Source organism: Pseudomaricurvus sp. HS19 (assembly GCF_009857815.1).
Taxonomy (GTDB): Bacteria; Pseudomonadota; Gammaproteobacteria; order Pseudomonadales; family Cellvibrionaceae; genus Pseudomaricurvus.
This window is the reverse complement of the sequence record NZ_WVVW01000002.1, coordinates 572,797-587,384: the sequence shown is the minus strand read 5'-3', so window position 1 is coordinate 587,384 and position 14,588 is coordinate 572,797. Positions and strand designations below refer to the sequence as shown.

12 protein-coding genes are annotated in these 14,588 nt (G+C 57.5%); 6 read left to right on the top strand and 6 right to left on the bottom strand.

Annotated elements, in window-relative coordinates; all coding sequences use genetic code 11:
* Positions 1–28 precede the first annotated feature (28 nt).
* Positions 29–1,924 (bottom strand): tRNA uridine-5-carboxymethylaminomethyl(34) synthesis enzyme MnmG, encoded by a 1,896-nt coding sequence (gene mnmG / locus GSF27_RS10440; RefSeq protein WP_160968647.1) that lies wholly within the window; start codon positions 1,922–1,924, stop codon positions 29–31.
* Positions 1,925–2,530: 606 nt separating this feature from the next.
* Between mnmG and mnmE the strand changes: the two genes are divergently transcribed.
* A complete protein-coding gene (gene mnmE, locus GSF27_RS10435) occupies positions 2,531–3,913 on the top strand; it encodes a tRNA uridine-5-carboxymethylaminomethyl(34) synthesis GTPase MnmE (protein ID WP_160968645.1) in 1,383 nt (460 codons plus the stop codon).
* Between the two features lie 183 nt (positions 3,914–4,096).
* On the opposite strand, the gene yidC is transcribed toward mnmE, so the two are convergent.
* The 4 genes from yidC to rpmH all read right to left on the bottom strand — a co-directional run bounded on the left by yidC (position 4,097) and on the right by rpmH (position 6,743).
* Entirely contained in the window at positions 4,097–5,806 is a 1,710-nt protein-coding gene (gene yidC, locus GSF27_RS10430) for a membrane protein insertase YidC (RefSeq protein WP_160968643.1), read from the bottom strand.
* The gene (yidD, locus tag GSF27_RS10425) at positions 5,807–6,079 is read right to left on the bottom strand and encodes a membrane protein insertion efficiency factor YidD (protein WP_237457476.1); all 273 of its coding nucleotides are present in this window, start codon (positions 6,077–6,079) and stop codon (positions 5,807–5,809) included.
* 10 nt (positions 6,080–6,089) lie between these two features.
* Positions 6,090–6,473 (bottom strand): ribonuclease P protein component, encoded by a 384-nt coding sequence (rnpA, locus tag GSF27_RS10420; RefSeq protein ID WP_160968639.1) that lies wholly within the window; start codon positions 6,471–6,473, stop codon positions 6,090–6,092.
* Between the two features lie 135 nt (positions 6,474–6,608).
* The gene (gene rpmH / locus GSF27_RS10415) at positions 6,609–6,743 is read right to left on the bottom strand and encodes a 50S ribosomal protein L34 (protein WP_160968637.1); all 135 of its coding nucleotides are present in this window, start codon (positions 6,741–6,743) and stop codon (positions 6,609–6,611) included.
* Positions 6,744–7,184: 441 nt separating this feature from the next.
* On the opposite strand from rpmH, the gene dnaA reads away from it, so the two are divergent.
* Genes dnaA through gyrB form a run of 4 tightly spaced genes read left to right on the top strand, consistent with a single transcriptional unit; the run spans position 7,185 to position 13,552 of the window.
* Positions 7,185–8,792 (top strand): chromosomal replication initiator protein DnaA, encoded by a 1,608-nt coding sequence (gene dnaA, locus GSF27_RS10410; protein ID WP_202410380.1) that lies wholly within the window; start codon positions 7,185–7,187, stop codon positions 8,790–8,792.
* Positions 8,793–8,848: 56 nt separating this feature from the next.
* Entirely contained in the window at positions 8,849–9,949 is a 1,101-nt protein-coding gene (gene dnaN, locus GSF27_RS10405) for a DNA polymerase III subunit beta (protein WP_160968633.1), read from the top strand.
* A gap of 12 nt (positions 9,950–9,961) precedes the next feature.
* Complete coding sequence (recF, locus tag GSF27_RS10400; protein WP_160968631.1) at positions 9,962–11,101, top strand: DNA replication/repair protein RecF; 1,140 nt, start codon at positions 9,962–9,964, stop codon at positions 11,099–11,101.
* Between the two features lie 30 nt (positions 11,102–11,131).
* The gene (gyrB, locus tag GSF27_RS10395; protein WP_160968629.1) at positions 11,132–13,552 is read left to right on the top strand and encodes a DNA topoisomerase (ATP-hydrolyzing) subunit B; all 2,421 of its coding nucleotides are present in this window, start codon (positions 11,132–11,134) and stop codon (positions 13,550–13,552) included.
* Positions 13,553–13,686: 134 nt separating this feature from the next.
* Here the strand turns inward: gyrB and GSF27_RS10390 are convergent, their stop codons facing one another.
* On the bottom strand, positions 13,687–14,055 hold the full coding sequence (locus tag GSF27_RS10390) for a nucleotide pyrophosphohydrolase (protein WP_160968627.1): 369 nt from the start codon (positions 14,053–14,055) through the stop codon (positions 13,687–13,689).
* Between the two features lie 209 nt (positions 14,056–14,264).
* Here GSF27_RS10390 and GSF27_RS10385 point away from each other — a divergent pair, with 209 nt between their 5' ends.
* The gene (locus GSF27_RS10385) at positions 14,265–14,588 is read left to right on the top strand and encodes a hypothetical protein (RefSeq protein ID WP_160968625.1); all 324 of its coding nucleotides are present in this window, start codon (positions 14,265–14,267) and stop codon (positions 14,586–14,588) included.

The window sequence follows — 14,588 nt, the reverse complement described above, 5'->3', positions numbered from 1 at the left end:
CGCAGGCGCTGCTGCAGTTTCGGGTCGGTCACTGTTCGGCCACCGCCTGCTTGCGCAACAGCCCCTGTTTTTTCAGGTAGATCAGCAGCAGCGATACTGCCGCCGGGGTTACCCCCTGGATACGGGACGCGCGGGCCAGGGTCTCGGGGCGGGCATCCATCAGCTTCTGGCGCACCTCGTTGGAGAGGCCATCCACCACGTGGTAGTCAAAGTCGGCGGGGATGCGGGTGTTCTCGTGCTGCCGCAGGCGCTCGATGTCCTGTTGCTGGCGATCGATGTAACCGGCGTATTTGGCAGAGATCTCCACCTGCTCCCACACCTGCTCATTCTCCAGCGCCTCGCCCTTGAGGGAGGCGACGTCGGTGTAGCCCAGCTCGGGACGCTTGAGCAGATCCATCAGGCTGTACTCCCGCGCCAGTGGCGCCGGCAGTTTGGATTCCAGGTTTTTCGCCGCGTCGCTGCCAGCCTGGATCCAGGTGTCGCGCAGGCGCTGCTCTTCGCGGGCAATGGCTTCGCGCTTGTCGCAGAAAGCCGCCCAGCGCGCATCCTCCACCAGGCCCAGCTGGCGGCCCTGCTCGGTCAGGCGCAGGTCGGCATTGTCTTCCCGCAGCAGCAGGCGGTATTCGGCGCGACTGGTGAACATGCGGTAGGGCTCGCGGGTGCCCATGGTGATCAGGTCATCCACCAGCACACCGAGGTAGGCCTCATCGCGGCGGGGGCACCAGCTCTCCTGACCTTTGGCGCGCAGCGCGGCGTTGGCACCGGCCAGCAGGCCCTGGGCGCCGGCCTCTTCGTAGCCGGTGGTGCCGTTGATCTGGCCGGCGAAGAACAGGCCGCTGATGCACTTGTTCTCCAGGTTGTAGTTCAGGTCGCGGGGATCGAAAAAGTCGTATTCGATGGCGTAGCCCGGGCGGGTGATATGGGCGTTCTCAAAGCCCTTGATGGAGTGCACCAGTTCCAGCTGCACATCGAAGGGCAGGCTGGTGGAGATACCGTTGGGGTAGAGCTCATGGGTGGTCAGCCCTTCCGGCTCGATAAACACCTGGTGGGAGGACTTGTCGGCAAAGCGGTGAATCTTGTCCTCCACCGACGGGCAGTAGCGCGGACCAATACCGTCAATCACACCAGTGTACATGGGCGAGCGATCCAGCCCGCCACGGATAATTTCGTGGGTACGCTCATTGGTGTGGGTCACCCAACAGCACACCTGCCGCGGATGATCGGCCAACTTGCCCATAAACGACATCACCGGCTCCGGTGTATCGCCAAACTGCTGCTCCAGCCCTTCAAAGTTGACCGAGCGGGCGTCAATGCGGGGCGGGGTGCCGGTCTTCAGCCGATCCACCCGCAGGGGCAGCTCCCGCAAACGGTGGGCCAGCGCGATAGAGGGCGGGTCACCGGCGCGACCACCGGAGTGGTTCTGCAAGCCAATGTGGATCTTGCCGCCGAGAAAGGTCCCCACGGTCAGCACCACCGCGGGGGCAAAGAAGCGCACACCCATCTGGGTTACCACACCGCGTACGGAGTCACCTTCCACGATCAGGTCATCAGCCGCCTGCTGGAAGATATCCAGGTTGGGCTGGTTTTCCAGGGTGTCACGGATAGCGGCCTTGTAGAGCACGCGATCGGCCTGGGCACGGGTGGCACGTACGGCTGGTCCCTTGCGGGCATTCAGTACCCGGAACTGGATACCACCCTTGTCGGTGGCCAGGGCCATGGCACCACCCAGCGCATCGATCTCTTTCACCAGGTGACTTTTGCCAATCCCCCCGATTGCCGGGTTACAGCTCATCTGACCAAGGGTCTCAATGTTGTGTGTGAGCAGCAGGGTCTTGCAACCCATACGGGCTGCCGCCAGGCAGGCTTCGGTGCCGGCATGGCCGCCGCCAATCACAATCACGTCATAGGCTTTGGGGTAATCCATAGTCAGATCTCGGAGAGAAGAAACAGGGGGCTAATTCAAAAGGGCGCACATTATAGGGCCGGCATTGGGAGTTGTACAAAATTTCAGCGAATAATTTTCTTCAAACAAGAAAAATAACTTAATGAATAAATAAATAGATATATATGAAAGATAGAGAGATTGTGTTTGTTGTTATATATGGTGCCGGTAATTTTTGTGGGTAACTGAATAAACCCTATTTAATACAACAGGTTGCGTGAAGTATAACCGTGGTATTCAGGGCCTGTAATCCTGCCCATAAGCTGCTGGCAAGCTGGTGGTGGAAAGGGCCCTTATGCACAGGGGAGGTGAAAACCCGACTTATCCCCAATTTCATGCCCGGCTTTTCCCGGATTTACCGCCAGGGTTGTCCACAATGTGAAATTGGTCTCTAAAATTTCGATATTTTTCATGAGTTTAGGGGATAAAGCTGTGAGTAATTGTGGATAACATATGTAACTGCTGTGTCTATCGGTGAATAACCGCTTTTTGCCGGTGCGGGCTGCTGCTGGAGTCGGGAGAAGCCTTGTGGTGCATGTGGCCGTATAATCGCCGCTGTTTACCTCATTTAATGCCGGATTACCCTTCATGACTGCACCCACCAGCGCCGCTTTCCATGCCGATACCATCGCCGCCATTGCCACCGCACCGGGCAAGGGTGGGGTGGGCATTATCCGGGTATCCGGGCCGGCGGCGGCCGGGATTGCCCGTGAAGTGACCGGCCGCGAGCTGCAGCCCCGCCATGCCCACTACGGCCCGTTCAACGATGCCGGGGGGGATGCCATCGACAGTGGATTGGCGCTGTACTTCCCGGGTCCCCACTCCTTCACCGGCGAGGATGTGCTGGAGCTGCAGGGACATGGCGGGCCGGTGGTGCTGGATTGGCTGCTGGAGCGTGTGATGCAACTGGGGGCGCGGTTGGCGCGACCAGGGGAGTTCTCCGAGCGTGCCTTCCTTAATGACAAGCTGGACCTGGCACAGGCTGAAGCCATTGCCGACCTTATCGATGCCTCCTCCCAGCAGGCGGCGCGCAATGCGCTCAACTCCCTGCAGGGGGTCTTCTCCCGGGAGGTGGAGCAGTTGGTGGAAGGGCTGATCCACCTGCGCATGTATGTGGAAGCGGCCATCGACTTCCCCGAGGAAGAGATCGATTTTCTCGCTGACGGTAAGGTTTCCGGTGATTTGGCAGCCCTGCAGCGGCAATTGCAGCGGGTGCAGCGGGAGGCTCGCCAGGGGGCGCTGATCCGGGAGGGGATGCAGGTGGTGATTGCCGGTCGGCCCAACGCCGGCAAATCGAGCCTGCTGAATGCCCTCTCCGGCCGCGACAGCGCCATTGTCACCCATATTGAAGGCACCACCCGGGATGTGCTGCGTGAGCATATCCACATCGATGGTATGCCACTGCATATCATCGATACCGCCGGCCTGCGCGACAGCCCGGACGAGGTGGAGCAGATCGGTATCGAACGGGCGTGGGCGGAGATCCGCCGTGCCGATCGCATCCTGATGGTGGTGGACGCCACTACCACCACCGCTACCAGTGCTGCCGAAATCTGGCCGGAGTTTGTGGCTGAGTTGGCGGACACTTCCCATGTCACACTGGTGTTAAACAAATGCGATCTGGTGGGGGATAGCGCCGGCCTGAAAGAGGGCGCGGAGCACCCACTGGTGCGGCTGTCCGCCAAGTCCGGCGATGGTGTTGACCAGCTGCGTGAGCACCTGAAAGCCTGTATGGGGTTCACCGGCACCACGGAAGGGGGCTTTACCGCCCGTCGTCGTCACCTGGAAGCGCTCGCCCGGGCAGAGGCATTCCTGCAGGCGGGCGAGGTGCAGCTGCAGACCCTGGGAGCCGGGGAATTGTTGGCGGAGGACCTGCGCCAGGCGCAGAACGCGCTGGGTGAGATTACCGGGTCGTTTACGCCGGATGAGCTGTTGGGGCGGATTTTTTCCAGTTTCTGTATCGGCAAGTGAGTGGGGCAGGGCGCTTCGCTTTAAGGTTTCAGGACGCGTTGCTACAGGACGCTTCGCTGCAGGAAAAACACGATCCTGACGCGGCGCCGGGATTTTGATGTAACCCCCTCTGCACCCAGTTAAACAAAAAAGGCGCATGGTTTTCAGCCATGCGCCTTTTTTTGTTTCGCCGTGGAAGCGGTGTTACTTGGCCTTGGCCGCTTCCGCGTTGTCGATGCCGCGGTTGATAACGTACTGCTGGGCGATCGACAGGGTGTTGTTCACTACCCAGTAAAGTACCAGACCTGCCGGGAACCACAGGAACATAAAGGTAAATACGATGGGCATCATCTGCATGATGCGCGCCTGGGTCGGGTCCGGAGGCGTCGGGTTGAGACGCTGCTGGATCCACATGGTGGCACCCATCAACAGCGGCAGGATAAACCAGGGATCCTTCACCGACAGGTCGTGAATCCAGCCCAGGAATGGGGTGTGGCGCAGGGCCACGCTTTCCATCAGTACCCAGTAGAGGGAGATAAACACCGGCATCTGTACCAGGATGGGCAGACAGCCTGAAAGAGGGTTGATCTTCTCTTTCTTGTAGAGCTTCATCATCTCCTGGGACATGCGCTGGCGGTCCTCGCCATACAGCTCTTTCAGGCGCTGCATCTCGGGTCCGAACTTGCGCATTTTTGCCATGGAGCGGTAGCTGGTGGCGCTCAGGTGGAAGAATGCTGCCTTGATAATTACTGTCAGGGCAATAATTGACCAGCCCCAGCTACCCAGAATGCCGTGGATAAACTGCAGGAAGGAGAAGAGCGGTTTGGCGATCCACCAGAGCCAGCCGTAATCCACGGTCAGGTCCAGGTAGGGGGCGATCTCCTCCAGGCGTTTCACATCTTTCGGGCCGGCGTAGAAGGCGGCGGTCAGGGTACCCTGGGTACCCGGGGCCACCACCTGCTGCGGGCTGGTGAAGCCCATCAGGTAGATATCACCCTTGCCTTTGCGCAGGCTGAACTGGTTGTCCAGGGTCTGGTCCGGAACCCAGGCGCTGAGGAAGTAGTGCTGCACCATGGCAACCCAGCCGCCCTGAATGCTGCTCTTGTAACCGCCGCTGCGCACCATGTCTTCATCAGCCAGGTCGCCGAAATCCAGTTTCTTGTACTTCTCATCCGGGGTGGTGAGGGCGCCGCCAAGGTAGGGTTGCATACCAAAGCCATCCACTTTCACCGGGTTGTGGCTGTCACGCTTGATCTGGCCGAACAGGCTTGCCTGCCAAGGGGCAGAGCTCTGGTTATCAATCAGGTAGCTGAGGTTTACCAGGTGATCGCCGCGGGTCAGGGTATAGCGCTTGGTGATGGTGACGTCACCCTGCTGCAGGGTCAGGTCCACATTGAGGGTGTCTGCGCTGTCTGCCAACTTGTACTCAGTGGCGGCTGCGGCAAATACCGGACGGCCGGTGCTGGTATCGGTACCGTTCTGGCCCACCAGGCCACTGCGGGCTACATAGGTGGTGGACTGGGTACGGTTGAGCAGGATCAGCGGCTCGTCGGAATCCAGGCTGGCGAGTTGGTCCAGCAGCGCTACCTTGACGATGTCGCCACCGTGGGTATCGATCAACAGCTCCAGTGTGTCGGTGGTGACGCGAATCAGTTGCGCGTGGGGGGCCGCAGCTACTGTGGCCGGTGCGCTACTGTCGTCGCTGGTTACCGGAGCGGGGATGTCGCTGTCGATGGCGGCGGGTTCAGCCACCGGGGCTTCGATGTTTTGTGCGACGGCGTCCGGAAGCGAGGAGATGGTGGTTTCCTGGGAGATCTGCGGCTGGTTGCGCTGCTGAAAATCCCCCCACTCGTTCATGAGGAACACGGAAACAACCGCAATGCCTCCAATAAGGATGATACGTTGCCAGTCCATTTATTTTACTGCCGTTTCTGATGGGTGAATGTGTTGTTCCTGCTGAGGGCTTTCCGGCACGGTGCCTGGCACGAAATCTATCCCCCCCGGATGCCAAGGGTGGCATTTTAGCAGGCGTTTGACCGTAAGGAAGCTTCCTTTGCCAAGGCCGTGATGATTGATGGCCTCTTCCGCGTAGTGAGAGCAGGTGGGGTAAAAGCGGCATTGGTTGCCAACCCAGGGGCTGGCCAGGTAGCGGTAGACGTGGATCAGACCGATAGCAATGCGCTTCATGGTGGAGCCCTCAGGGTGCCGGCTCTGCATTGTGAGCCTGGGCGGCCTTTTTGGCTACCCTCGACCACTGTTTGTGCAGCAGGCGCTGCAGCTCGTCATTTTCCAGCTCGTCGAGACCGCGGCGGGCCAGGAAGACGGCGTCGATGCTCCCCAGTTGCGCCTGGTGCAGGCGCACATACTCGCGCACCAGGCGCTTGATGCGATTGCGCTGCACGGCTTTGCGGATATGCTTCTTGGCGATCACCAGTCCCAGGCGCGCATGATCCCCCTGTCCCGGGCGGGCCAGTATCAACAGATTGGGGTGTGAGGCGCGATAGGGGGCGTCGTTGAAGACAGCCTGAAAGTCGCCGGCATTGAGCAATCGATGATGTTTGGAGAAGGAGTTGCTCGACACGCCAGAGTCTCTAGCTGGGTGATCGGTGGGGGTCTGCGGTGTAAAACTGAAATTGCAGACGCGACTATATAAAGAAGGAGGAGCGAAAGTCTTCCTTCTTTATATAGGGGAAATCAAAAGGAGTGATCCTTTTGATTACGCGGCCAGAGATGCGCGGCCTTTGGAGCGACGACGGGCCAGAACCTTACGACCATTTTTGGTGGCCATACGGGCACGGAAACCGTGGGTGCGCTTGCGCTTCAGTACGCTGGGCTGAAATGTTCTTTTCATGAGACTTACCTGCCAATAGAGTCTGTCTGTCTTTGTGATGCGTGCTTGTTCGGACCTTGCTTATCCGGACAAAGCCCGTAAGCAAAACTTGCTCGAAAAAGAGGCGCGAATTCTAAATAATCAACCTTTAAAAAGCAATGCCTTGATGAACTTTTGATCGCCTTTCGCCCGGTTTTTCAGCTATTCATGGAACCCCCAGTTAGCACCCAGCATACCAATAGGATATGCACAGGTTTATCCACAGAAAAGCGTGAGAATAGTTCTTGTTTTCATTTTGTGAATACTGCTTTTTGCGCCATTTTTGTTTTTAACTCTTTGAAAAATAAAACCTTATTTTTTATAACCTTTTGAGATGTGGATTTTTTTGTGGATAACATACAAGGCTGCGCGTACAATATCTGATTCATTCACAACGCTTACCTTTCCTTCTTCGGGGTTTTGATGGTCGCTGGGACAGAGACTGTCGGTGGGGTCGTTTTGCCGGAAATTATCTGGAAAAAGTGCGCAGACGCTTTACAAAATGAACTGCCGATACAGCAATTCAATACATGGATTCGTCCTTTAAAGGTGGACGAGCAGTCACAGGGGCAATACCTGAAACTGCTGGCGCCCAACCGTTTTGTACTGGATTGGGTCAATGACAAGTTTCTGGCACGTATCCAGGAGCTGGCCAGTGAGGCCGGCGCCCAGCTGGGCTTCCAGATCGAGCTGGCGGTGAGCGGTGGCCTGGCGACAGCGCCGGGTCGTATGCGCCGGCGCCCGGCGCCGCGCACGGTATCGATTCCGGAGCGCGGCCCTTCCGAACCCCTGGTGCAGCAGCAGCCTTTTTCCGCTGACGAGCTGTTGCCGGATGCCAATGACGAATACGGGCGTGGTTCCGGTGGCAGCGATATCCTGACATTGGATTCACGCCCGGCCCTGGGCACCGGTTACGGGGCTTCTGCCGGCGTGGAATCCGCCGGTCTCATTACCAGCTCCAATACCGGGGAGCGAGCCACTGCCATTGAGGTGGAGGGCGGCCTCAAGCACCGCAATTACCTGAACGAAAGTTTCACCTTCAAAAGCTTTGTAGAGGGTAAGTCGAACCAGCTGGGTCTGGCGGCGGCACGTCAGGTGGCGGAGAACCCGGGTGGAGCCTACAACCCGCTGTTTATCTACGGTGGTGTGGGCCTGGGTAAAACCCACTTGATGCACGCTGTGGGTAATGCCCTGGTAGAGAAGAATCCCAATGCCAAGGTGGTCTACCTGCACTCCGAGCGCTTCGTGGCTGACATGGTCAAGGCGCTGCAGCTCAACGCCATCAACGACTTCAAGCGTTATTACCGCTCGGTAGACGCACTGCTGATCGACGATATCCAGTTTTTCTCTGGTAAGGAGCGCTCTCAGGAGGAGTTTTTCCACACCTTTAATGCCCTGCTCGAAGGCGGGCAGCAGATTATCCTCACCTGTGACCGTTATCCGAAAGAGATTAACGGTCTGGAAGAGCGTCTCAAAAGTCGCTTCGGCTGGGGCCTGACGGTTGCCATTGAGCCGCCGGAGCTGGAGACGCGGGTGGCAATCCTGATGAAGAAAGCTGAGCAGGCCAATATGTGGCTGCCCAACGACGCTGCTTTCTTTATTGCCCAGCGGATTCGCTCCAATGTGCGGGAGCTGGAAGGGGCGCTGAAGCGGGTGATCGCCAACGCCCACTTTACCGGTCGTGATATCGATGTACCGCTGGTGCGCGAGGCGCTCAAGGATCTGCTGGCCCTGCAGGACAAGCAGGTGAGTGTGGATAATATCCAGCGGGTGGTGGCGGAATACTACAAGATCAAAGTCAGTGATATCCTCTCCAAGCGTCGCAGTCGCTCTGTGGCCAGACCCCGCCAGGTGGCCATGTCGCTGGCCAAGGAGCTGACCAACCACAGCTTGCCGGAGATCGGCGATGCATTTGGCGGGCGTGACCACACCACCGTGTTGCACGCCTGTCGCAAGATCAAGGAGCTGCGGGAGCAGGATGCGGATATGCGCGAGGATTGGAAGAATCTGCAGCGATCGCTGACCTCCTGATATCCCTCACGGAGTGAGACAATAACAACATCCCAATTAGGAAGATGAAGAGACCCATGAAATTCAGTGTATCTCGTGAAGCTTTACTCAAGCCCCTGCAGTTGGTCGCCGGTGTGGTTGAGCGCCGCCAGACATTGCCTGTGCTGGCCAACGTGCTGATTGTACTGGAAGGGGATCGGCTGTCGCTGACCGGCACGGACCTGGAGGTGGAGATTGTGGCCCGCCTGCAATTGCCGGAAGCCGGGGAGTCCGGTGAGCTGACAGTGCCGGCGCGCAAGCTGGTGGATATCTGCCGTTCGCTGCCGGATGATGCGGTTCTCGACTTTTCCGAAGAAAACCAGAAGGTTGTCCTGAAGTCGGGACGTAGCCGTTTCACCCTTTCCACACTGCCAGCCAATGACTTCCCCAATGTGGAGCAGGGCAGTGGTGATATGCAGTTCCAGTGCGAACAGCAGGATGTGAAACGCCTGATTGATCGTACCGCCTTTGCTATGGCGCAGCAGGATGTACGCTACTACCTCAACGGCATGTTGTGGGAAGTTCGCGAAGGTCAGTTGCGTGCAGTGGCCACCGACGGTCACCGTTTGGCGATGTGTACCCGTCCTGTCAGTGTTGCTGTTGACGATGCGATTCAGGCCATCCTGCCGCGCAAAGGTGTGGTGGAGCTTTCCCGCCTGCTGGACGGCCAGGGCAGTGTTGAGGTGGTGCTGGGAGCCAGCCATATCCGTGTTTCCACCGACGCCTATACCTTTACCTCCAAGCTGGTGGATGGGAAATTCCCGGATTATGAGCGGGTGCTGCCGCGGGGCGGTGACAAGTTGGTGTTTGGTGATCGTAATGAGCTGCGTCAGGCCTTTGGTCGTACAGCCATTCTCTCCAACGAGAAGTACCGCGGTGTGCGCCTGCAGCTGGACGATGGCCAGCTCACCATCGTTGCCAACAACCCTGAACAGGAAGAGGCTGAAGAGCAGGTGGCCGTGGATTACAGCGGCGATACCCTGGAGATCGGCTTCAACGTCAGTTACCTGCAGGATGTTACCTCGGTGCTGAGCAGCGAAAACATCAAAATGACCCTGTCTGACTCCAACAGCAGTGCTCTGATCGAAGAGCCTGAGGGTGGGGATTCTCTCTACGTTGTTATGCCCATGCGCCTCTGATGGGGTGTCTGCATGACCCTGCGTCGCCTGCTGGCGCACGACTTTCGTAATATCAAGTCCCTGGATATTGAGCTGTCACCGCAGCTCAATATCTTCTTCGGCCCTAACGGCAGTGGTAAAACCTCTATCCTGGAGGCCATCAGCACCCTGTCCATGGGGCGCTCCTTCCGTTCGCGTAAATACAAAACCGTTATCAATCACGACGCGCAGTCCTACACCCTGCATGGTCAAGTACTGGATGAGCAGCTGCAGGCACCAGTCTCCCTGGGTGTGCAGCGAGACCGCAGTGGGCAGGTGCTGATCAAGAAGGCGGGCAGTGTCTGTCGGTCAGCGGCAGAGCTGGCGGAAACCCTGCCTGTAAGGGTAATGAACGGGCACTCCTTCGGGTTGCTGGAGGGCGGGCCTGAGGTTAGACGACAGTTTCTGGATTGGTTGGTGTTTCACGTGGAACCTGAATTCTATCCAGCCTGGAGGAGCTACGAAAAGTGTCTGAAACACCGCAATAGTCTGCTCAGACGTGATAAAATTGACCGCTTATACCTGCAGCCCTGGGATAGGGAATTGGCCCTGTGTGCCGCTGTGCTGGACCGCTGCAGGGCACAGGCTTTTGAGCGTTTGCAGGGTTGTTTTGGGGAGCTCATCGAGGGATTTCCCGGTGAGGTGGCCAAAACCAGTCTGCGTTACTACCGGGGTTGGGATAGTGAGCAAAGCTTCGAGGAGCTGCTGACCGAAACCCTGGATAGGGATATGGAGTTGGGGTATACCCGACAAGGGCCTCATCGTGCCGATATCCGGGTTCAGGTTGGCAAGCTGACGGCGGTAGATCTGCTGTCTCGTGGCCAGCAAAAGATCGTGGTCAGCGCACTGCTGATAGCGCAAGGGATGATCTTTCGGCAGCTCACCGGACGGCGCTGTATCTACCTGATAGACGATATGCCGGCTGAATTGGATGTTGATTTCCGGGCTGTGCTGGCTGGATGGCTGCAGGAGATGGGCAGTCAGGTGTTCGTCACCGGTGTAGAGTTGCCGGCGTTGGTAGAAGCCTGGCCGGATTACAGCAGTTTGAATTACAAGTTGTTTCACGTGGAACACGGCGGGGTGCAAGTGGCTCGCTACGAGCCCGGCCAGCCTCGACCGCTGCCGGAAGAATAAAAGCAAATACGCTAAATTGCGGAGTGGATTATGTCAGAGCAAAACACTTACGACTCATCCAGTATTAAGGTACTGAAAGGGCTGGATGCTGTTCGTAAGCGCCCCGGGATGTATATCGGCGATACCGATGACGGTACCGGCCTGCACCACATGGTGTTTGAGATCGTTGATAACTCCATCGACGAAGCCCTGGCCGGCCACTGTTCAGAGATCAAGGTGGTTATTCACCCCGACGAATCGGTCTCGGTCTCCGATAACGGTCGCGGTATCCCTACCGAAATCCATGAGGAAGAGGGTGTATCCGCCGCGGAAGTGATCATGACCGTGCTCCACGCTGGCGGTAAGTTCGACGACAACACCTATAAGGTTTCCGGCGGTCTGCACGGTGTGGGTGTGTCTGTGGTGAATGCCCTGTCCAAATTGCTGAAGCTCACCATCCGTCGTGGCGGCAAGGTGTTTGAGCAGGTCTATCGCCACGGTGTACCCGATGCGCCCCTGGCTGTGGTGGGTGAGACCACCAATACCGGTACTGAGGTTCACTTCCATCCCTCAGGCGATACTTTCAGCAACATCGAGTTCCATTTCGAACATCTTGCCAAGCGTTTGCGTGAGCTCTCCTTCCTGAACTCCGGCGTTCGCATCGTACTGAAAGACGAGCGCAGTGGTAAGGAAGAGGTGTACCAGTACGAAGGTGGCCTGAGAGCCTTTGTGGAGCACATTAACCAGAACAAAACCCCGATCAACCAGGTTATGCACTTCACCACCCAGCGTGAAGAGGATGGTGTGGGCGTTGAAGTGGCACTGCAGTGGAACGACAGTTTCCAGGAAAACATCTTCTGCTACACCAACAACATTCCCCAGCGTGATGGTGGTACTCACCTGGCCGGCTTCCGTGCCGCGCTGACCCGCTGCCTCAATAACTACATTGAGAAAGAGGGAGTGGGCAAGAAGGATAAGGTCAACACCACTGGCGACGACGCCCGTGAGGGTCTGACTGCCATTATTTCCGTGAAGGTACCGGATCCCAAGTTCTCCTCCCAGACCAAGGACAAGCTGGTCTCCTCCGAAGTGAAAAGCGCGGTAGAACAGGAGATGGGCACCGCCTTTGCCGATTACCTGCTAGAGAACCCCGCCGAAGCCAAGGCTGTGGTGGGTAAGATGATCGAGGCCGCCAGGGCCCGTGAAGCGGCCCGTAAGGCCCGTGAAATGACCCGCCGTAAAGGCGCCCTGGATATTGCCGGCTTGCCGGGCAAGCTGGCGGACTGCCAGGAAAAAGATCCTGCACTGTCTGAAATCTACCTGGTGGAGGGTGACTCCGCCGGTGGTTCCGCCAAGCAGGGCCGGGACCGTCGTACCCAGGCGATTCTGCCGCTGAAAGGTAAAATCCTGAACGTGGAGAAAGCCCGTTTCGACAAGATGCTCTCCAGTGCTGAAGTGGGCACCCTGATTACCGCCCTCGGTTGCGGTATCGGTAACCAGGAGTTCAACCCGGACAAGCTGCGTTATCACAGCATTATCATCATGACCGATGCTGACGTGGATGGCTCCCACATCCGCACTCTGCTGCTGACCTTCTTCTTCCGCCAGATGCGTGAACTGATCGAGCGTGGTCACATCTTTATTGCCCAGCCGCCACTCTACAAAATTGCCAAGGGTAAGCAGGAGCAGTACCTGAAGGACGATGAAGCCCTCACCCGGTTCCTGACCCAGGCGGCGCTGGAAGGTTCTTCCCTGCACGTTAACGCTGATGCGCCGGGTATTGGTGGCGAAGCTCTGGAAGCACTGGTGTCCGAATACCGCCGTGTGATGGCGACCATCGATCGCTTGTCTCGTCTGTATCCGCCTGAGGTTCTGGAGCAGTTGATCTACTCCACCAGCCTGAAGGAAGAGGTGCTCAGTGATGAGGCGCAGCTGCAAACCTGGCTGGATGAGGTGCTGGCGCGCCTGACCCTGAACTCCTCCGGTAGCCATCGCTACGAGGCGTTTATTACCCAGGATCCGGAACGCCATGTCTCCCTGCCGGTAATCCGTATTACCGCGCACGGTGTGCCCACGGATTTCGTCTTCTCCCGCGACTTCTTCCTCTCCGGCGAGTATGCCTCTATTGTGGCGCTCGGTGAGAAGCTGGATGGCCTGATCGAAGAGGGCGGTTATATTCAGCGTGGCGAGCGTCGCAAAGAGGTTAAAGCCTTTACCGAGGCACTGGAGTGGCTGATGGTTGAGTCCCGTCGCGGTTACAGCATCCAGCGTTATAAAGGCTTGGGCGAGATGAACCCCGAGCAGTTGTGGGAGACCACTATGGATCCGGGCACCCGCCGTATGCTGCAGGTCACCATCGAAGACGCCATTGGCGCCGACCAGATGTTTACCTGCCTGATGGGCGACCAGGTGGAGCCGCGTCGTGACTTTATCGAGACCAATGCACTGGCGGTAGCAAATCTTGATGTGTAAGTGCTTACTATTGCTTTTTACCTTGATTTAAAAGGTAGAAGCATGAGAAAAAGGCCGGGGCGATCCTGTTCGTCCCGGCCTTTTTTGTGGTCTGTGGACCAGTGTATCAAGACCGGTTGCCCTGTATAGCAGCGCTACTGATCCTCCTGATGCTCGGTGTAGGCGGTGTATTTCCGGGCGCTGCCACGAACCCGCTCCGCCGGATACCTGCGTTCGTTTTTCACAAACTTCTGCTGTGCAGCGCTGACAATATCGATATCCAGTTTGTCCGCCAGGCGTATCAGGTACAGCTGGATATCCGCAATCTCTTCGGCAATATGATCCAGTGTGGCCGCGTCCGGAGCCTGTGACTGTGGTTCGCTCATCCACTGAAAGATTTCTGCCAACTCCGCAACTTCCACCGTCAGCGCCATGGCCAGGTTCTTCGGTGAGTGAAACTGATCCCAGTCGCGCTCCCGGGCAAATTGTCTCAATGCCTGCTTCAGCTGTTCAAGATCACTCATTACCAGTCTCCAACAATTCGCCAGTTATTCTCATAGTTGTATTCTATTTTTTGGGCGTTGGGGATTGTGGGTTCACCCTCGCGCCCCCGGAGGTTGATGTCGAATTAGGGATCATCTCCTTAAAACAAAAGCGTTTAACCAGGCGCTGCGTACAGTCTTCTTTCAGGCCTATAGTGACCTTAACACCTGTGACGATTAGCGAGGTTGTTATGGCCAGTATCAAATTCCGTTTTACCACCGAGTGTGAAATGACCCTGCACGGTGACAGTTTTGAAGACGCCTACCTGCAGTTCAAGGATTTTATGCACGGCGACCAGATGGTGGCCCACCGGGCACTGGTCCATGTGTTTCCGCCGGAGACCATGCAGCTCTATTTCCAGCTGGAAGAGAGCGACGAGACCCATGAGATTCCCATGTTCAAGGGCGACTATCGGCAGGACATTATGCAGCATTGCGAGAGCCGCGAACTGAAACCGGTGCCCTCAGCCGAATCCCGCCAGGATGTGTGGGGCAGCGGCTGGTACCCGGGTTAA